Source organism: Paenibacillus qinlingensis (assembly GCF_013204845.1).
Classification (GTDB): domain Bacteria; phylum Bacillota; class Bacilli; order Paenibacillales; family NBRC-103111; genus Paenibacillus_E; species Paenibacillus_E qinlingensis.
Genome location: NZ_JABMKY010000008.1, coordinates 206,714 through 227,662, shown reverse-complemented (window position 1 = coordinate 227,662; position 20,949 = coordinate 206,714). Strand labels below are relative to the sequence as shown.

Below are 20,949 nucleotides of genomic sequence, written 5' to 3'. Positions count from 1 at the left end.
GCTTTTTTAATTTGCAAAAACAAAGCAACGCATTATTTAATCACATTAATAATCAAATATTGCCATAAAAATCAAGTCACACATGAGAGTTGCGAATTGTCTTAGTAATGTCAGAAAGGAGTCTGATTATAATGAAAATCATTTTGAAGTGGGGAATTCTTAGCCTCATTACCATTGCAGCTGTCTTTCTGTTGAGCAATATCAGCAAAGCCTTCATTCTTGAGGCGCCTGATCTGTTGCGAATTAACCTAAGCTCGGAGTCAACGAATGAAGAAGTCGTCTCCCAGCTTCCCGGAAGCACAATTGTTGATGCGAGTAGACACATTTTCTCCGTACCTTATGGCAGAGTTGACGATTATGGGAAGTTGGCCATTAACCTTCCCGGCGTTTTCCTTCCGAGAACTGTACCGGTGGAGAAGCCAGAGATTTCGTTTCGCTACTATCTGTTTTCCCTTAAGGACCTCTTACATGACTACTCCCATGGCGAATTAGGTCTGATCCGCACCGGAAATTATGTCATCCAAGTAAAAAGCATAGTAACGGAAACGATCATCCGGACTTGCACTTATTTCATACCAGGTCTGATCACTGGGGTGTTGTTGTCCGTTCTGTTATCGCTGTTGGCTTCGATACGGTCTGCGATAGGGAGGTTGTTAGATTCGGTCCACGCAGTATTAAGTGGCCTGCCGGACTTTCTCCTGATCATTCTCATCCAGCTTATGTCTATTTATTTAACTCGCTTGACGGGAAGAAATGTCATACTGGTTGCACATTATGGCAATAATATTCCGTTTACGATTCCATTTCTTGCTATCTCCCTAATTCCCGGCGTTTTGATTTACGGTACGCTGCGGCTCGCGATCGAACGCGAGATGACGCAGGATTACATCACGACAGCGCTGGCTAAAGGATTATCCCAACGGGAAGTAATCTTTCGTCATGTTATCCGGAACATCATGGAAGACCTGTTGATGGTATTGCCCAAAGCGACGACTTTGGCACTCGCAAGCATGGCAGTTGCGGAAGCGATGTGCGATATTCTTGGACTCGGCGGATACATTGTAAGTTCAAGAGTACAAAATATCAGCGCCACTCCGATCTTTTGCATTGTACTGGTCATTCTAGCGATTCTGTTTCATATCACATATGCGTTGCTCAGTAAGCTCTTTGTCGTACAGATTAAGGAGAGTGCATGACAATGAAAAAGAAATCCTCGATACAGTTTTATTTCGCCTGTTCGATTATCGTTTTCATCGTAGGATTAGCGGCAATAGGCGGCATGATTAAGCCCCATGGTTTTATGAACGCGGATAAATTGTACTTAATAACGAAAATAATCGATGGCAAAACAATTTACGAAACGCCTCCTCTTCGTCCGAATGCAACTTATCTTCTAGGGACAGATCACAGGGGCTTCGATATGTTGAGCTTGCTGCTGAATGGCTTGAAATACACATTGGCGTATGCCGCTTTATTAACGGGATTAAGATTCATTATCGCTATGCCGCTAGGCATGTGGTCGGGAACGACGGGGAGAGGAGGAGGCGTATTGCGAACGATGCAATGGGTCATCTCTGCCGTGCCAGCGTTCTTGTTTTTGTACCCACCGCTGGTAGGCATGTACTTCAAACTTGGCTTGAACGAGGTGGACAAAGCGAATCCGCACAATTTGATGCAATTTACAATCATCTTTATCTTCATGGTGACTGTCCTAGGCATCTTTCCTCTCGCCTACCAGATTGCTGAAAGAGCCCGTTTCTACAATTCGAAACCATATGTCGACGCATCTCGGTTGATGGGCGGCTCATCATTTCATAGGATCGTAAGGCACATCTTTTCAAACATGAGAGTTGAGTTGCTTTATATCGCGATTAGTGAATTCATCATCGTGCTCTTCCTTATGGGTCAATTGGCGATTTTCAATATCATCATCGGAGGCTCAGAAACGTTGGATATGGTAGATAAGTTAGTGCCAGGTGAAGTGCCCTATCTTATATATCTGACGACTACCGGCGAGTGGACCTCGTTGATTGCTTACGGAGCTAAGTACATCCAAGTCTATCCCTTTATCGTTATCGATTCAGGAATTGCTTTCGCTCTCTTGATTCTTTCCCTGCAATTCTTCCTGTATCAATTCAAGAAGCGTACTCGATGAGGATGGTCGAAAATCATGTCTCGTTCGTGTACCCTAATCATAGTTAACTGGGGTCTATCTATTAAACTCTGGTGGATGGAGGCAATATTTGGTAACATAAATCTTGACAAAGGAGTCCGAAAGCGTAGACATCTGTCCGAGGAGGAAATGAGCATGATTCAAGCGATCCGGAGTTCATTGGAATGGAAGCTCATTCTAATCATTTTTGCCACTATTTTTATTACGGTAACCGGGGTCAGCACATTCAGCTTCATTAAAAGCTCAGAGGCAATCAATAATGATGTGGTGCGTTTCAGTAACCAGATTCTGAAGCAAGCGAACCTGAACCTGAGCCGATATATCAGGGATAATGAACAGTTCTTTCGCACGATTAGCGGAAGCAGAGAGTTTCAGGATTGGTTAAAGACGGGACCTAATGATCAATATGGCCTCTTCGATAGCTACCAAAAGATAGAAAAAACATGGATTACCCCCTTTACCACCTACCATCCAGAAACCTTGTCCATCAAGTTCTATAACGAGAATGGGAACGAGAGCACATATCGCAATGAATACATGTGGGAATCTATTCTAGCACCTTATTATGCGATGAAGAATGAATCGTGGCTGGGTAGTATGCAACTGACAGGGAAGATTTCCCGTCATTATGGGATGGACGACCAGTACACCGATAAAGCGGGGAGGTCAAAGAGCATCCCTATTTTAACGTATGCGCAAAAGTTTCGTTTTGCTGAACAGAACGGTTACTTGGCCATCGATATTTCCCTTCTAGCTACACAAGAAATATTAAATGAAATCCAGCTGGGCGAGCACGGGCTTGGCATGATTGTTGATCAATCTGGAACGATTGTATCCTATCCCGACCCAGAGCGAATCAATACAAAGCTGGATCCTGGCATTTTTACGAATATCAGCTCCAACCTTTCAGGTTCCTATTACAGAGCTGAATCGAAACAAATGATCGTGTATCAAACCATCACAGGTACAGAATGGAAAGTTATTGTTATCGTACCTTACGGAGATTTGGCTAAAAGCATATCCAATATTCGTCATTTGACGATAACGCTTACAATTGCGGGGCTGTTGATTGCTTCCATTCTGGCTTATTTAACTTCTCATTCCATAACACGAAGACTGAAACAGCTGCGCAGGACGATCAAAATGACGAAACTCGATCAATTCGATATCCGTGCCGAGGTGACCGGAATTGATGAAGTGGCTGAGCTTGCTTCGGCCTATAATTTACTCCTAGATCGCATAGAAAATTCGATTCTTCAGCTGGCTGAGACCCGTCTCGTCCAGCAGCATGCTGTATTATCTGCGTTACAATCGCAAATTAATTCCCACTTTCTATACAATGCACTGGAATCCATCAATTCCATGGCTCATTTGGCTGAACAACCCGATATTCAACAGACAACGATCGCATTGTCTGACATGCTGAGGTACACATCCAACTATCAACAAACTATTGTTACAGTCAAAGATGAGTTTGATCACTTAAAAAATTATTTTTTTATCATTCGTATCTTGTACGGTGACAATATATCGTTAAGTTTTGAACACGATACTTCCACCCTGGATGCGCAATGCCTGAAAGCCATTATTCAACCCTTTGTTGAAAACAGTGTTAAACATGCTTATGAAGTGACTGGGGATCGTTTGTTGATAAGGATATCGACGACACGCTGGAAGGAGCGGTACGTCCAAATCGTCATTGAGGATAACGGGATCGGATTCACGGACGAAAGGTTGAACACGATTCAACAGGCGTTAAGCATCGGGCAGACGGAGCAAGATTACATGCGTTTTTCCCGAATAGGTGTGCTGAACGTCCATTACCGGTTAAAAACGTTTTATAACGAGCCGGAAACAGGGGTATTCGTAGAGCGATTACTGCCGGAAGGCGGGACGCGTATTATCATTCGCTTTCCATATCGAACCTAAGAGGGGGCCTAAGTATGATTCGAGTGCTTATTGTAGATGATTCCATGTTAATTTGTAACAGTTTATCTAAATATGTATCTGGCTACAACGATACAACGGTCGTTGCGGGAACTGCTTCAAACGGCGTTAAAGCGTTGGAATGGCTAGAAGAGCATTATGCGGATTTATGCATTACGGATATTCGAATGCCAGCTATGGACGGATTAGAATTAATTGAACATATCAATCGGCTTTATCCATGGATGAAGTGCATGGTCGTTTCCAGTTATGACGATTTTCAATATGCGCAACGTAGTATGAAGCTATCTGCGCTGGATTATATTTTAAAACCGATAAATCCGCAGTCCATTCACGAGTCCTTGAATGCGGCGACAAATCGTATTATACAGGAACGAAATCACGAGGCTGCCCAATTGATATTACGTAAACTGCCGATGAACCGATCATGGATGGAACGATGGATCGAACATATCCAAATGCTGCGGACGGACAGAATGCCGCTGCTCATTGTTGAAACCCTTGAGTTATTGGAAGGATGGGCGGCAGGTAACTACTATTTACTACATGTGCTTTCTAATCTATGGCTGCAAACTGTCATTGAAGAGATGGCGAAGGACAAACTTCGACTGGAGTTGGATGAAGGGAAGGATTTGGGGCTGGGGGAGAATCTGCTGTTCCTTCATGCCACTCGAAGTTATTTTCGCTTATGCGCAGTTAGAAGACTTGAAGAAGGAGCCAATAGCCTGATGTCGGTCATGCGTGGCATCCGTGACAATCAGTCAAGTAAGGTTGTGGACATGATGAAGCAATATATCCGAGTCCATTATGGAGAAAAAATTAATTTGCAGGATCTGGCTGACATCGTTTCACACAACAAAACGTATATGTGCACCTTATTCAAGCAGGAAACGGACATGACCGTATGGCAATTTATCGTTGTGGAACGAATGAATCATTCGCGCGAATTCTTGCTAAACTCCCAATTAAAAGTGTACGAAATCGCAAATCGTGTTGGCTATGAAGACGTCGACTATTTCACGAAATTATTCAAAAAACATTTTGGTTTGAATCCATTGGATTACAAGAAGCGAATGGAATCCTAATGATCCTACACACCGAGCGGTGTGTCTTTTTTTGCCCAATCTCCCGAATATCGTCAGGTATAAACGAACGCTTATCCTGTATGAGGTAACTTTCCAGTCCCTTATAATAAGTTTAAACAGATAGAGAAAGGAATGGAATGGATTGAACAATAAGTTGCTATCAACAAAGCATGAGGCATTACTTGCAGGAGCGTCTGAAGGCTCCACAGGTGTTGTTAAGTCGTCGCTTTTCCGATACCTAAGGAGAAATCATCCGTTGTACTTGATGCTGCTACCGGGAATTTTGTATTTTGTTATATTTAAATACATTCCATTGCTAGGAAGTGTCATTGCGTTTCAAGATTACAATATTTACAAAGGATTCCTTAAGAGTGATTGGGTCGGATTTCAATGGTTCGAGCAGTTAGTTACGTACCCACAATTCAAGCGATTAATCGCTAATACAATCATCTTAAGTTTTTATCAAATTATCTTTGCGTTTCCTGCTCCAATTATACTCGCTTGTTTGTTGAATGAACTGAGACATTTGGCGCTTAAACGCATGGTGCAAACGTTGCTTTACTTGCCTCACTTTCTATCCTGGACGATTGTATACGGCTTAGTCTATATGATGTTCTCCAGCCAGACAGGTTTCGTTAACTTGGTGTTGGCATGGTTCGGATATGAGCCAATCAGTTTCTTGCAAATGCCGGAATACTTTCGCACGTTGCTAATCAGTTCTGGCATCTGGAAGGAGATGGGGTGGAGTACAATCATCTTTTTGGCAGCTTTGGCGGGGATAAGCCCTTCCTATTATGAGGCAGCGCGAATTGATGGGGCAGGACGATGGAAGCAATTCGTGCATGTCACATTCCCAGGACTTCTACCTGCTATTGTTATTCTACTGCTGCTCAAAATCGGCCACGTACTGGATGTTGGCTTCGAGCAAGTGTATTTATTCTTAAACCCAACTACGCTTAAGGTAGGTGAAGTGTTGGATACTTATGCCTATCGGCAAGGTATCTTAGGGGGGCAATACAGCGTCACAACCGCGATAGGGCTGTTTAAATCCGTCATCGGCTTTACGCTTTTAATTACGGCAAATCGAATCAGTAAAAAAGTTTCTGGGGAAGGGTTATTCTAGGTGGTCGTATATGAAAATTAGAAAATCATTCGGTGAAAAGGTTTTCGATGTCTCTAACGTCAGTTTTCTCATCCTGATTACAGTTGGAGCCATGCTGCCGATCCTTTACGTTATCGCAGGCTCGTTCAGTTCTTCGAACGCTCTTATTCATAATAGGGTCTTCTTATGGCCGGTAGAAGCGACCCTTGATAATTTCAAACTAGTCGCGAATAATAGCACTTTCTGGAAGGCAGGTTGGATGACAGTCCAAATCGTAGTGATAGGTACCATGGTCAATATGGTACTAACGATGATTACAGCTTATCCGTTGTCCAAGATGGATTTAAAGGGAAGAAAGTTTTTTATGCTGTTAATCATTTTTACGATGATTTTTAGCGCTCCGATTATACCATCCTATTTACTTGTGAAAAATTTATTTCTGTTAAATTCCATATGGGCTCTCATCTTGCCGGGTGCCATTAGTGCTTTTAATATGATTCTATGTTTGACGTTTTTTCGTACGGTACCCGATGATTTATTTGATGCAGCTCGTGTGGATGGCATGAGCGAATACGGCATGGTATGGCGTATCGTAGTACCCTTATCCATGCCGATTGTCATGACACTTCTTTTGTTTTATGCAGTGGGCCATTGGAATAATTATTTTGGGCCGCTCTTGTTTATTAATGACCGCAACAAACAAACGCTGCAAATGTACCTATACTCGTTGATTGCCAATGGGGATTCGGACTCGACGGCAGGTGCGGCTGCAGAAGGCGGCATCAAGCTCTCTCCGGTCGCCATTCAAATGGCCACGATTGTATTAGCCACCGTGCCCGTTGTACTGATTTATCCTTTTTTGCAGAAGCATTTTGTTAAAGGAGCGTTGCTTGGTTCTGTCAAAGAATAACTGAATATTCAGGCATATGCCTTTATAGATCATGAAGAAAACCTAGGGAGGGTAACAATATGAGCTTCAAAAAGAAATGGGGGAGTACGGTTTGCTTAACAATGTCTACAATCGTGCTTCTCACAGCATGTTCTTCGGGTAATGAGAGCAGCAGTTCTAGCACAACACCGAGTCAAACAAGTACGCAAACAAGCGTTTCACAAGCGCCTGCCACACCAGCAGCACCGGTGAAAATCCGCGTGTTCGCAAGTGATGTTAACCAACCGATTCCAGGTGGAAAGACAATGGATGACCCTACGATGAAATACGTGGCTCAAAAATCGAATACGGATCTGGATTGGGTATTCCTACCGCATGGGCAGTATGGGGAGCAGGTTAGAATTAAATTTGCCAGCGGTGATATCCCCGATGTCGTCGGAGGTTGGGGTATTAATTATGAATTATTGCAAAATGAACAGATTATCCCATTAAACGATTATATTGATAAATACGGCCCCAATTTGAAAAAAGTGATATCGCAAGCCGCTTGGGACGAAGTCACAACGGGTGGGAAAATTATGGCGATTCCAGAAGGACAGCTAGGAAATAATGTGCTATATGTCCGTAAAGACTGGATGGATAAGGTTGGTATTGCCAACCCGCCCCAAACGCCTGATGAATTGTTGACGATGCTGCGGGCATTCCGTGATAAGGATCCGAATGGCAACGGCAAAAAAGATGAGATGGCGATCTCAGGTCGTGAAAAGTTCAGTTGGGTCGACAATGTAATGACCATGTTCGGTGTGGATGCTTTCAACCGTATATTAGTTAATGGCGAGGTAGTGCCATCGGTTATTAGTCCTAATATGAAGCAAGCGCTTGGATTTTTCCGGACATTGGTTGAAGAGAAGCTGATTGACAGCGAGTTTCTGACAAACAAACGGAATGTCTGGGAGCAGAAGATCCAAAATAACTTGGTTGGTACTTGGGTGCATACACCTTCGCTTGCTTGGGATTGGCAGGATAAATTAAACAAGTCTCTCCCCGGTATAGGCGCAAATGTAATTGCCATTAAAACGCCGAAAGCACCCGGCGTAGAAAGTTCAGGGACTTCGGTTCGTGCATCTAATAAGTCGTTCATGGTCACCAAAGCTGCGAAAGATCCAGCTGCGATCGTGAAAATGCTTGATTGGCTCGTTAGTCAGGAAGGCCAAGAGTTCGTTAATTTTGGGATACCAAACATAACGTACAAGAAGGATGGCGGCAAAATTACCTATGATATCAAAAAGGATACAGATGACAAAACGGCACTTTGGCGTCCAAGTACCTTCAATCTGGTCGCCTACAACAGAGACTTCCTGGAAATTCAATTAGGCAGCAAGGAAGCAGCGGACAAAGTGGATGCGGCTTATAAAGTCGCCGCTGCAGAAGGAATGAAGAGTATTGTAGCGGGTCTCCCCCCTACCAAATTACCCGCAAAGCCTGAATTGGAATTCAGCGGTACGCTTTTCCAAGAAGCAGCCGCTCAGATCATGCTTGGCAAGGAACCACTCGATTACTTCGATACGTATGTGAAGCAATGGAGAGCACAAGCCGGTACCGAAAGGATCAAATATGAAACCGACTATTATAATAGTAAGAAAAAATAAATCGTGAATGGAACAATAATTCTATAAGAGAACAGAAGACGGAAGAAGTGGCGGTATTGTGTAACATACCAAATTTGCTCTTCCGTCTTTTTTGCTGTCCACAGCTGATGGCTGAATAATCAATGAGAGAGATGGTGGTTTATTATGTTAAAAAAGATTAGGAAAAAATTGGGTATAATCTTGATTCTAGCGCTCTTATTTTCGGTTTTTGGCCAAGTCGGATTGCGTAATGCAAGTGCGAATGATGTGTATGATGATTTAAGAACAAAGTATGAGGCGACCATAACTGGAGGTACTGGATATAATACTTCTGATCCCGATGTTGCTTATAAAGTCAATTTGTTAGCTCAATCCAGCTGGGGCACCTTGAATAAAGCACCTGGCAGGCTTTATTTATGGGCAGATATATACGATCCAGCCAATATCGGTAAGCCGTTGCATCTTACTCAGAACTATACTCGAATTAAAGAGATGGCGATCGCCTACAAAAGCGTTGGATCCAGCTTCTATGGGAATCAAACGCTAAAAATTGACATCCTCGACGCCTTGGAATGGATGTATGTGAATCGGTACAACGAAACGGTATATCCGGTGTCTTCATGGGATTTATGGTATGACTTAGAGATCGGTACCCCTCTTCAACTCTCAGATGCTGTTTTATTAATGTACGATGATCTGTTAGCTACGCCAGACAGAATTACGAAATATATGAATATGATTCAACATTTTTCTCCCGATAATACCAAAATGAGTATAGACTTAACGGAACTTACAGGAACTAACCGTGTTTGGAAAGCCTCCTATCTAGCTGTGCAAGGCATTATTATGAAATCGGATACAATGCTGTCGAATGCAAGAGACGCCTTGTCTAAGGTGATGGACTATGTGACAACGGGGGACGGATTTTATCAGGATGGTTCTTTCGTGATGCATGGCAGGTTTGCTTATAATGGAGGTTATGGAGCAGCCCTGATTCAGGATGTAGCGAAAATCTTAAACTTACTGGGAGGAACGCAATGGTATCCTACCTACAGCGGCATTAATAATGTGTATCAATGGGTATACGACTCCTATGAGCCGTTTATCTACAAAGGTGCCTTGATGGATATGATCAGAAGTCGAGAAGTGGCGAGAAATTATTATCAAGACCAAGTTCCGGCTCATAAAGTGATGGGAGCTATATTACGCTTGTCACAATCTGCGCCGCCTGTAGATGCGCTGAGAATGAAAGCTATGGTGAAGTATTGGATGCTTCAGAATAGCTTAAGTAATTTCTACAAAGATATCGATTTAGCTACAATGCTGCTGGCTAAGTCTGTGATCAATGATCCGAACATTATTCCTAGAGATGAGAAGGTTCTTACCAAAGTGTTTGCAGGTATGGACAGAGCGGTCTCACTTAAGCCGGGCTTCGGCTTTGGGGTCAGTATGTCTTCCAGCCGGATTGCCAATTACGAGTCGATTTCAAATGACAATAAAAAGGGTTGGTATACGAGCGAGGGAATGACTTATTTATATAATCAGGATCTGAATCAATATACTGATTTTTGGCCAACCGTAAACCTGTACCGTTTGTCGGGTACCACGGTGGATACGATGACCAGAGCCGATAATTCCAATATGAATTATGTAAGTCCCAATCCATGGACAGGAGGCAGCGAACTTAATAATCTATACGCTGCAGTAGGCATGGATTTGAAAGCCGCGAGCAGCTCCCTTAAAGCCAGAAAATCCTGGTTCATGTTTGACGATGAGATCGTCGCCATCGGCAGTGGTATTAACTCCACGGACAATCGAAAAATTGAAACAACGATCGAGAATCGCATGCTGAATAAAGAAACGTTTTCCAAGAGTATCGATCTGGCTTCTCCTGTTTCAACGCCAATTGCCGGCGAACCGCTGCGTCTGAAAGTATATGCAGTAACCGGTAACAGCAATGATGGCAATGTGCCGCAGCATACATTAGACAATAATTTGGATTCAAAATGGTCAGCCTTAGGCAATGATCAGTGGATCCAGTATGATCTTGGCAAATTACAGCCTATTGGTTATGTGGGCATCAACTTCCAAAGTCAAACATCGAGAGCAACGAGCTTCGATATTCAAGTATCAACGGATAATTCAGTTTGGACGAATGTATATAGCGGAAGTTCCATTCCTGGTGGGAGCGCTGCTGATATTAAAGTGTACGATTTCCCTGATGTGCAGGCAAGATATGTGAAAATTATCGGACATGGCAACACTGCGAACCAATTTAACCACATTCTAGAGGCGCAAATTTATGCTCCTAATGCGCAAGGAAATGCCATTATTCCACTAACGGTTGCTTCTTTGAATGCTTTGTCCACAACCAACAAAACGGAAACCACGGACTCCGATATTACGACTTATTACTCTTCCGTGGGTGACGGACAATCACTTATCTACGATCTTGGCAGCAATGTTCAGGTGGGTTATGCAGGCATAAGCTTCTTCGATGGCCTTACTAAACATTATTCATTTGATCTTCAAACGTCGACCAACAACACGACTTGGACGACCGTATACAGCGGTCAAAATAGTGTCTTAAGCTCTGAGATCATAGCCTATGACATTCCAGATACGACAGCCAGATATATGAAAATTGTATTTCACGGAAATAATCTTGATCTCACAAATCGACTTTCTGAAATTCAATTCTATGCACCAAACACACTGGGCGCTGTATTAAATCCTGTACATCATAATCTGCCTAAAAATAATGGTGATGAACAGCTTGTGGTCAATGGCGTCACGAAGCCATCTGGACTGGGCTGGTCAGAGGACATGACGAATGTTTCGTCCGTTTACTTGGAAGGAACAGGCGGCTACTTTTTCCCTCAACCTGCGTCAATCAAAGGATTGAGAGAAACAAGAAAAGGCACTTGGCAGGCGCTTGGCAATACGGGACTTGGTACAATTACCAAAAAATATCTGACACTCTGGTATGATCATGGCAGTAACCCGGTAAATAAGGACTATTCCTATGTCTTACTGCCAAACAAAACATCGCAGGAAACGACGTCGTACGGCAACAATCCGGATATTGAAATCCTCATGAACAATACGGATGTGCATGCGGTGAAAGAAAAAGTCCTGGGCATCACAGGAGCAAATTTCTGGAACGCAGGCATGGTTGGGGGTGTAATATCGTATAACCCATCTTCCATGATGCTGAAGGAGCAGGCTGGCGTGTTGGATTTTGCGATTTCCGATCCGACACACAAGCAGAACAAGCTAACGTATGAAATTGAAAAAGCTGGCGTTTCGGTTGTAACAAAGGATCCGACGATTACGATCTTGCAGTTAAGCCCAACGATCAAGTTTGAAGTAAATACAGGAGCTAAGGACGGAATTTCCCATAAATTGTCCATTCAGTATGATCCGTTAGCAGCACCTCCAGCTGGAGCTGGCACGGTAACTGTGACAGATGATGTGTATGATTTTACGAATATGTTCGACCATACGGCTAATTTTAGATTTGACTCAAGCAACGCAGCCAAGATGGAAGGTGATGCTTCCCGTTTAACCAGAACGAAAAACTTGAATGAATATGTAATTTATAAGTCGTTTATGGATATGGATATAGATAAATTTGCTGCGGACACATGGTATTTAAATAATGGGCCGTTTACCGATTATCAATTTTTTTCTTCACCAGACAACATTACTTATACGCCAGTCACGCCGATCAGGACTGGTGTGCTTAAAGCAGTGGGAACCTGGAATAAATTTAGCTACAATGAATCGCTGCCGGTAGGCACGAAGTACCTGAAAATCGTATTCATGCATGATGCGACGAATGCCTATGTTACTCAGCTTGGTAAAGTCTCGATTACGAGTAAACCTGGAGCACCTGTAGTACCACCTGCTCTACCTACGAATGTGGCATTGAATAAGACAGCCATAACTTCCAGTTCAAATGCCCAAAATAAAGTGCGACTTACAGATGGAGATAAGACGAACGCTAACTTTGTAGATATGTATTCCAGCTCTGTCAATTGGATACAGCTAGACCTCGGAGAGAGTTATGATATTAACGACATTAAATTGTGGCACTATTTCGGAAGCGGATGGAAATACCGTGATGTTGTCGTCCAAGTATCGAATGACCCTACCTTTGCGACGAAGACTACGGTATTCAATAATGATACCGATAATAGTGCAGGTCAGGGTATAGGAACAGACGCCGAGTACGTGGAAACAAGCGGCGGGAAGGATATTCCTTTTGCTACAACAAATGCAAGGTATGTGCGGTTATGGTTGAATGGCAACTCAACGAATGTGTACAGTAATCATGTGGAGCTTGAAGTGTGGGCTCCTCCTGTAACAACGCCAACCGTTAATGAGATCGATAAAACAGCACCAGTTACGACTGCAAGTGTATTTCCACTAGAGCCAGATGGACCCAATGGGACATTCGTGAATCCCGTCACACTAACATTGCAGAGTACCGATAACTTGTCGGGTGTGGCGAGAACCGAGTACAGTCTGGATAACGGGACAACATGGCATCTTTATTCGTCAGCTGTTACGTTTGATAAGCAAGGTCAGATCAGCTTGATGTATAAGTCAACAGATCAAGCAGGCAATGTTGAGCCTCCACAGACTCTTAGCTTTACCCTTGCTGCGACAGCTGTGAAGGTTCAACTCAAAGACAGCAATGGCAATGCATTAAGCGGCGGTACAGTTAAATATTATGACGGCGGATGGAAGGATTTTGGCATAACGGATGCTTCCGGAATGGTAAGTAAATCTCTACCGAATAAAAGCTATACATTTGCGATGAGTTATGAAGGAACGTACAAAGAGAAGGTGCAAAATACCGGAACCGACGCCGTGGTTGTTTTCCAGACGGTCAACGTGAAGGTGCAGTTGAAGAATAGTCAAGGTAATCCGATAGACAGCGGCAACGTGACCTATTATGCAGGAAGCTGGCGTACGATCGGCGATACAAGCAGCGGTGAAATCAGCAAGGAGCTGCTGCCTGGATCTTATACCTTCGGTATGACGTATGAAGGGACGTATAAAGAGAAGGTGCAGAATACCGTAACCGATCCCGTGGTTGTTTTCCAGACGGTCAACGTGAAGGTGCAGTTAAAGAATAGTCAAGGGAATGGGATAGACAGCGGCAATGTGACCTATTATGCAGGAAGCTGGCGGACGTTCGGACATACGAGCGGCGGTGAGATTAGCAAGGAGTTATTATCTGGATCGTATACGTTTAGCATGACTTATGAAGGGACGTACAAAGAGAAGGTGCAGAATACGGAAACCGACGCCGTAGTTGTCTTCCAAACGGTGAACGTGAAGGTGCAGCTAAAGGATAGTCAAGGAAATGGGATAGACACTGGCAATGTGACCTATTATGCAGGAAGCTGGAGGACGTTCGGACATACGAGCGGCGGCGAGATCAACAAAGAGTTATTATCAGGCACTTATACGTTCAGCATGACCTATGGTGGAACGACGAAAGAAAGTGTACATGATATTACAGATTCAACCATTGTATTCCAATTCTAAAATCTGAAAAAATGTCCTTTTCATCATACAAGAAACCCATCCAACCTTGAGATGGGTTTCTTGTGTTTTTACGCATAAGGAAAGGCTAAAGGCATGAGCTAGGTTTGCTACCAAACTTATGTTTTACAAGCTGTATACATATATGTCTACCTTTTTTGGGTCCCTTCGGGACGGATCGCTAAACGATGACCATTTATGAGTATTATCGCAACGGAGGTCAGCAATAAGCCAGCGCAAATGCCATACATAAAAGAGTAGGACATATGATCGGCAATCGTCCCCATTACGATGTTGCCAAGTACAGAACCGAGATCGGATACGGCAATGAAAACACCGATTAACGTATTGCGGGAGGACATTGGCAGTACAATGGTCAAATACGTCACTAAATGGGGGTAGAGCAGCGCCATGCCTAACCCGATCAACAAGGAACCTGCATACATGAATGATGCCCCGCCATAAACGGCTAGTGCCAATAGGTTCAAGCCAACAGCCATGCTTAGCAGTAAGCCAATAAGAAAACGGGGATGCCATTGGCCGTCTGAAGGAACTTTTTTGCGTAAGGCGAATCTGCAAAAAACCATCACGCCAGCTTGGAGCATCAAGTAAATGCCGGCATGACCGACACCGCTATGTTTTGTATATAGCGCAATATACGTTGTTACAGCGCTAAAGGAGACAGAAGCAATAAGCATAGCTGTACTACATACAAGAAATCCACGATGAGTCCATAGCCAGCTCAACTGAGAAGGTAGGGAGCTTGCATGCTGTTGCTTCTCTTGAGTTATTTGCGATCTGGAGGGCAGTGGAGCCGTGAAGCCTATGATACCTGTGGCGAGTGCAACAATGATCATAGATGTTGTGAATGCATGCATTCCGCCCCAGTCCCACAAGGTTAATGCCAGAATAGGACCGATTACCGTAGGCAGCATGCCCGCTAACAAATAAAGGGATATGCCCTCAGATCGGTCATTGTGAGCCAGCTTATCAACTATACCTAGTTGAAGCGATAAGGAGAAAAATGCCGTCGTTACGCCTTGCATAGCACGAAGAGCGAAGTACCACTCCAAGCTAGATATCGTATACAGAATAAGAATAAGGCCATTTGCAAGTAATAAAATGCGTAATACAGGTAACGGTCCGAAGCGATGGACGATACTGCCCGCCCACGGACGGAAAAGCATGCTCGTTATCATATAAGCGCCCATCATGACGCCGATTTCTGCATTACTTGCGCCTTGAGCTTCGCTGCGCAGAGGTACAATGATATTTAAGATTGGATTTGCGCTGAAAAATAGAAAAGTGATGGCATATAGCCTGATAAAAGGTAAAGATAAGGGGCCGCTTTTATTCATAGTGACAGACATTCTGTCTGAATAGGTTTGATTTTTCGATCTCGCGGATGCTCAGCAAGGACGGATTGTAACAAGCGTTTTACTGCAGGTTGAGACGATGTGAAAATCGATTCCTTGTTTTCGAACTGCCCTATGAGCTTACCCTGCTCCATGACCGCTAACCGATCCGACAGCGCGTAAGCAGCCTTGATGTCATGGGTGATGAATAGATAAGAAAGCCCGAATGTTAACTTCAAGTCATGTAACAAGGCTAATATCTGGCTTTGATTCACCATATCAAGGCTGCTAATCGGCTCATCTAACACGATAAGCTTCGGCTTCAGCGCAATCGCCCTTGCAATGTTGATTCTTTGCAATTGGCCGCCACTGAATTGATGGGGGGATTTCAAAGCGTCAGTTGCCTGTAGTCCAACCCTTTCCAACAGCTCGCAGACCGCTCGCTTTTGTTCAAGCAACGACATTGACATGTAGTTGCTGAGGGGCTCTCCAATGATCTGTTCGGCAGACATGCGTGGATTAACGGCCGAATAACAATCTTGTAAAACAACTTGCAAGTCTCGACGAACTATTCTGCGAGAGGATGCATGCATGCTGTACATATCGTGCCCCATCAAGATGACCTTACCTTGCTGTGGTTTCTCCAACCCAAGAATAACTTTACCGAGTGTACTTTTACCAGCTCCACTACTCCCCAATAAACCTAGACATTCGCCTTCCTCGATAGAGAAAGAGATGTTAGACAGGATTGGTGGTTGTTGGCGTGCAGTGCTAAACAATCGATTTTTTCCGTAAGTATGGCTGACTTCCTGTACGTGCAGTAAGCTCATGTATGTGACCTCTTTTTAAAAGTTTGCAGTGTACGCGAACGTTGGCTTACTTGTGAAATCGGGTAACTGCATCCTTGCGTTTAGCAAATTTTTTGTATAGTCATGTGCAGGTTGATCGAATAGTTGAAAGACATCAGCTTGTTCAACAATTCTCCCATGCTGCATAACCATCACTTCATCTGCCATTTCTGCAATGACGCTTAAATCATGAGAAATCAGCAAAATGGTTGTCCCACATTCCGATCGCAGCCGTTCTAGCTGTCGTAACACTTGTAATTGGTTGACCATATCCAATGCGGTAGTGGGTTCATCGGCGATAACAACGGTGGGTTTCAGGCACATACATATCGCAATCATCACACGTTGCAGCATGCCCCCGCTCAGTTGAGAAGGGTATAGCTTGAGAAGCTCATAGGGATTTGGCAAATTAACGTTATCGAGAGAAGCGGCAGCTAGCTCAGTGGCTTCTTTTTTGCTCAGTTTGCTGTGTGTACGGATGGTTTCAATAAATTGATTTCCAATAGAATACACTGGCGTAAAGGCATTCATCGGATTTTGCATAATGAAACCTATTTCTTTGCCTCGAATGCGGCGCATTTCCTTCGGATCCAAGCCGTTAAGCTCACGGCCACGCAGTTGAATACTGCCTTCGACAAAGGTATGTGGATCCATTAACTGCAAGATAGATTTGCATGTCATGCTTTTGCCGCAACCACTTTCGCCGACTAGGCCGAGAATTTGCCCCTCTTCTAAGTTGAAATGAATATCATGAAGAAGTTGAAGTTGACCTTGATTTGTGTCTATTTTGACATTCAGCCCACTGACCTGCAAAACATTGCGGGATGTGTTCATGTTAGCCTCATTCCTTGTTTAAAAACGTTTTTTTATCCCAAATTTATTCGATAGCGCTTCACCGAGCAGATTGAAATTAATCACGACAAGTAAAATGAAAAATCCAGGATACATCATCAGTCCGGGATGACTCCGAATGTAGCTCTTGCCCTCATGAATCATTGCACCCCACTCAGGGGTAGGCGGCTGAATGCCTAATCCAAGGAAAGACAGCGCAGAAATATCCATAATCGCCCAACCAATCTCAAGTGTCCCGATAACGACAATGGGGGGCAGAACGTTGGGAATGATGTGTTGCCTCATAATGGTCCATGGTGATGACCCGCTTATGATGGCAGCCGTAATAAACTGGCGTTCTCTTAAGCTGACAACAAGGCCGCGAAACATCCGAGCATAGGTTACCCACTGAACAAGAAGTAGGGCAAACACGATCTGCATGATACCGGGACCTAGCATCGCTACAATTCCCAGGACAAGTACAAGGTTAGGAAAAGCCATGACACCATCACAGAAGCGCATGAGTAAGGTATCGATCCATCCGCCTTGGTACCCCGCCACGGTTCCAACGATTAATCCTATCGTTAATGATAAAATAAATACGAGGAAGACTAAGCCTAATGATATGCGAGCTCCGTACAGCAGTCGGGATAATAGATCACGCCCTAGATGATCTGTACCTAATAAATAATCAGATGAAGGTGGCTGTAGCTTCAATGCTAGATTGACCTTGATTGGATCATGCGGTGCAAGGTAAGGTGCTAGAATTGTGATTAAGAAACAAAGCAGCAGGAAGCAAGTGCACGCGATGATGGTCTTCTTACCTGAGAGAACATTCTTCATAGGTTTCATCACCGATCGCTTCTTCCTTTCAAAGAAATTCGAGGATCCATATACATTTGAAATATATCTACGATCAGGTTGCAAAGTAGGAACGCGCATGCAGCGAGAAGCACATAGCATTGAACGACTGGCATATCTCGATTAAAGATGGCTTCAATAAAATACCTGCCTATTCCAGGCCATGAAAACACCTGCTCGACAATAATCGTACCCGTGAGCAGCTTGCCGAAATTCATTCCTAAGCCAGTAATAATAGGAGAAATGGCAATCTTCATCACATGTTTAAACATAATTGCTCCTTCATGAATACCACGGGTTCTGGCATACAACACATACACTTCTTGCAATTGCTCCAAAATACTTGCCCTCAAAAGTCGACTATAGACAGCGATAAGAGCAAACGACAGGGTTAATGAAGGCAGGACGAGATGCTTCCAGCTTCCCATCCCATTCACAGGTAACCAATCCAATTGGACAGCGAAGAAAAAGATCAATAAATAGCCGAGCCAAAATTGTGGGATGGACGCGCCAAAATAGGAAAGCGCCCTGCTGAAATAATCAATCCAGCTATTGGCGTAAACAGCGGACCAATACCCAAGTCCTATGCTGACAACAATCGTTATAATGATACTGCTACATGCAAGCTGTAAGGTGGCTGGAAGTCGCATCGCGACCTCGTCCCATACAGGTTTATTGGACAGATAGGATGTTCCAAAATCAAGTTTGGCGATTTGAGTTAACAATTGCCAATATTGTATATAAAGCGGCTGATCCAGCCCGAGTTCATGTCTCTTCTCGGCAAGAAGTTGTTCCGTCGGTTGAATATGCGAAGCGGAGAAATAAGCTTCCGCCGGGTCCACCGGCGAAAGCTGAATTAAGATAAATGTGAGCAATGTAGCGAAAATGATCAAAGGAATAATGGCGAACAGTCGCTTCCCAATATAGCTACTTAATTCCATTGAAAGGGTGATCCCAACGACTTGCTGGGAAGCTAACATTGGATAAGGATTTATTGTACACAACGGTTTGTTTAATATAAGAAATCGGTACGATGACGGACTGCTCATGCAAAGTTGTCAAAATTTCCGTATAGAGCTTTTTACGTTCAACTTCATTCGTAGAGGCAAGTACTGTCTGTATTTTCTTGTCCAATTCCTGCTTCATAGGAATGCGTGAATGGGCTTCAGCCACACCAAAGCTCGGTTCTTTCACAGCATTAACAAGTGTATGTGGATCATAAGGAACACCGGAATTAAACCAGAAACGAACGTCAAACTTTCCTTCTCTGAGCAGCTTAGTTGCTGTAGTTAATTCTACACCAGTGATGTTCAGTTTAACGCCAATCTCCCCCCAAGCTGCTTGTACAGCTTCTCCCATTACTTTTTGTATCGGGTCGGTGTTATCGTAATCTAATTGCAACTCTAATTTTTTGCCATCTTTTTCCCGAATTGTTTGTCCTGGAGCCATTTTCCAACCGGCTTCATCTAAATATGCCATTGCTTTGGCTTTGCTGTAATCCATCGGGTTAACTTTCAAATCCACATACGGATAGTTGTTCGATAAAAGAGAATCGGCTTTTTGTTCCACACCGCCTGTAATACCATCTACGATGCTCTGTTTATCCAAGCCATGTTGAAGAGCAAGACGGACTCGTTGATCCGCAAGTTTATCGTTAGAGGTGTTCAACATAATATTTCTAGTACCTACCGGATCCGAGAGAGCTGTTCCATATTTGCCGGTGCTTTGTAGTTGTTTATAGGCATCGAGGCTGATCGCTCCTTCGCCAAATAACATATCCAGTTCGCCTTTTTCAAAAGCTAGTACACGTGTTTCACTGTCAGGAATGATTTTAACCGTTACCTTATCAATCTTGGGCTGCTCACCCCAATAATTGGGGTTTCTAGTGAATACGGTGTATTGATCTTGTTTGTACTCCGTAATCATCCACGGTCCTGTACCTATCGGTGCTTTTAGAGCTTTAAGGGTATCATCGCCTTCTGGGAAACCGGCTTCACCAAGGAAGCGGAAAGGTCTTACTGTCGCCAAATCCTGTAATGCTGGATAATACGGTTCAGAGAGAGTTAACTTAACCGTTTGCTCGTCAACAATCTCCGTTTTTTCCAACATCTTTGCTATGCCAAGCCAACTGTGCGTGCTTTTGTTTTTCATGATGGCATCGAAATTTCTTTTCACAATAGCAGCGTTAAATGGCGTACCATCCGAGAACTTAATGTTTTTGCGAAGTTTGAAGGTGTATTCTTTGCCATCCGTTGAAATATTCCATGACTCGGCAAGATAAGGCTTAAGCTCTCCACCTTCGTTATAGCTGACAAGCGGCTCGTAAATCATGGACTGTGAAAATAATTGATTAGGATAGTAGGCATGAGGGTTCGATGGGCCCAAATCCCTCATCCAGGAAACGGTGATTTCCTTTGGTTTTTGGGGGGAAGCCGTGCTAGTGTTGGTTGCTGGCTCTGTCTTTGAGCAGCCTAATACAGTAATAAGCAATGCTAATAGCACAGCTACTTTTGGTAAGAAGCGAGTTGATTTTTTGCGGATCATCTAAGTAATTCCCCTTTTCATTGATAATGATTATCATACTCGATAATAATATTTTTTTTTGCTACAATTAACAATGGAGAAACAACTGTTTTTTTATTGGACAAAATAGAGCGTGGTATCCCTAAAT

At 43.6% G+C, this 20,949-nt stretch carries 14 protein-coding genes; 8 read left to right on the top strand and 6 right to left on the bottom strand.

Annotation, left to right across the window (positions count from 1 at the left end; translation table 11 throughout):
- Window positions 1-131 precede the first annotated feature (131 nt).
- The 8 genes from HQN88_RS17205 to HQN88_RS17170 all read left to right on the top strand — a co-directional run bounded on the left by HQN88_RS17205 (window position 132) and on the right by HQN88_RS17170 (window position 14,386).
- On the top strand, window positions 132-1,196 hold the full coding sequence (locus HQN88_RS17205; protein WP_173114498.1) for an ABC transporter permease subunit: 1,065 nt from the start codon (window positions 132-134) through the stop codon (window positions 1,194-1,196).
- A gap of 2 nt (window positions 1,197-1,198) precedes the next feature.
- Window positions 1,199-2,155: an ABC transporter permease subunit gene (locus HQN88_RS17200; RefSeq protein ID WP_173114495.1), complete on the top strand. Its 957-nt coding sequence runs from the start codon at window positions 1,199-1,201 to the stop codon at window positions 2,153-2,155.
- 153 nt (window positions 2,156-2,308) lie between these two features.
- Window positions 2,309-4,102 (top strand): cache domain-containing sensor histidine kinase, encoded by a 1,794-nt coding sequence (locus HQN88_RS17195; protein WP_173114492.1) that lies wholly within the window; start codon window positions 2,309-2,311, stop codon window positions 4,100-4,102.
- Window positions 4,103-4,116: 14 nt separating this feature from the next.
- Window positions 4,117-5,205: a response regulator gene (locus HQN88_RS17190; protein ID WP_173114489.1), complete on the top strand. Its 1,089-nt coding sequence runs from the start codon at window positions 4,117-4,119 to the stop codon at window positions 5,203-5,205.
- A gap of 142 nt (window positions 5,206-5,347) precedes the next feature.
- Window positions 5,348-6,328: an ABC transporter permease gene (locus HQN88_RS17185; RefSeq protein WP_246320287.1), complete on the top strand. Its 981-nt coding sequence runs from the start codon at window positions 5,348-5,350 to the stop codon at window positions 6,326-6,328.
- Between the two features lie 10 nt (window positions 6,329-6,338).
- Window positions 6,339-7,217 carry a carbohydrate ABC transporter permease gene (locus HQN88_RS17180; protein ID WP_173114486.1) on the top strand — a complete coding sequence of 293 codons (879 nt, stop codon included), beginning with the start codon at window positions 6,339-6,341 and terminating at the stop codon, window positions 7,215-7,217.
- 59 nt (window positions 7,218-7,276) lie between these two features.
- A complete protein-coding gene (locus HQN88_RS17175) occupies window positions 7,277-8,845 on the top strand; it encodes an extracellular solute-binding protein (protein ID WP_173114483.1) in 1,569 nt (522 codons plus the stop codon).
- Window positions 8,846-8,989: 144 nt separating this feature from the next.
- On the top strand, window positions 8,990-14,386 hold the full coding sequence (locus tag HQN88_RS17170; protein WP_173114480.1) for a polysaccharide lyase family 8 super-sandwich domain-containing protein: 5,397 nt from the start codon (window positions 8,990-8,992) through the stop codon (window positions 14,384-14,386).
- A 146-nt stretch (window positions 14,387-14,532) separates the two neighbouring features.
- On the opposite strand, the gene cntE is transcribed toward HQN88_RS17170, so the two are convergent.
- The 6 genes from cntE to nikA are packed head-to-tail and all read right to left on the bottom strand — an operon-like array spanning window position 14,533 to window position 20,822.
- On the bottom strand, window positions 14,533-15,741 hold the full coding sequence (cntE, locus tag HQN88_RS17165; protein ID WP_173114477.1) for a staphylopine family metallophore export MFS transporter CntE: 1,209 nt from the start codon (window positions 15,739-15,741) through the stop codon (window positions 14,533-14,535).
- Complete coding sequence (gene nikE / locus HQN88_RS17160; RefSeq protein ID WP_173114474.1) at window positions 15,738-16,568, bottom strand: nickel import ATP-binding protein NikE; 831 nt, start codon at window positions 16,566-16,568, stop codon at window positions 15,738-15,740. The genes cntE and nikE overlap by 4 nt, the downstream gene beginning before the upstream one ends.
- Window positions 16,569-16,583: 15 nt before the next feature.
- Complete coding sequence (locus HQN88_RS17155) at window positions 16,584-17,420, bottom strand: ABC transporter ATP-binding protein (protein ID WP_173114471.1); 837 nt, start codon at window positions 17,418-17,420, stop codon at window positions 16,584-16,586.
- 18 nt (window positions 17,421-17,438) lie between these two features.
- Window positions 17,439-18,272 (bottom strand): nickel ABC transporter permease subunit NikC, encoded by an 834-nt coding sequence (gene nikC / locus HQN88_RS17150; protein ID WP_420794181.1) that lies wholly within the window; start codon window positions 18,270-18,272, stop codon window positions 17,439-17,441.
- Window positions 18,269-19,219, bottom strand: coding sequence for a nickel ABC transporter permease subunit NikB (gene nikB / locus HQN88_RS17145; RefSeq protein WP_173114468.1), 951 nt, complete (start codon window positions 19,217-19,219; stop codon window positions 18,269-18,271). Before nikB ends, nikC begins: the two co-directional genes overlap by 4 nt.
- Window positions 19,206-20,822, bottom strand: coding sequence for a nickel ABC transporter substrate-binding protein (gene nikA / locus HQN88_RS17140; protein WP_173114465.1), 1,617 nt, complete (start codon window positions 20,820-20,822; stop codon window positions 19,206-19,208). Before nikA ends, nikB begins: the two co-directional genes overlap by 14 nt.
- Window positions 20,823-20,949: the final 127 nt, after the last annotated feature.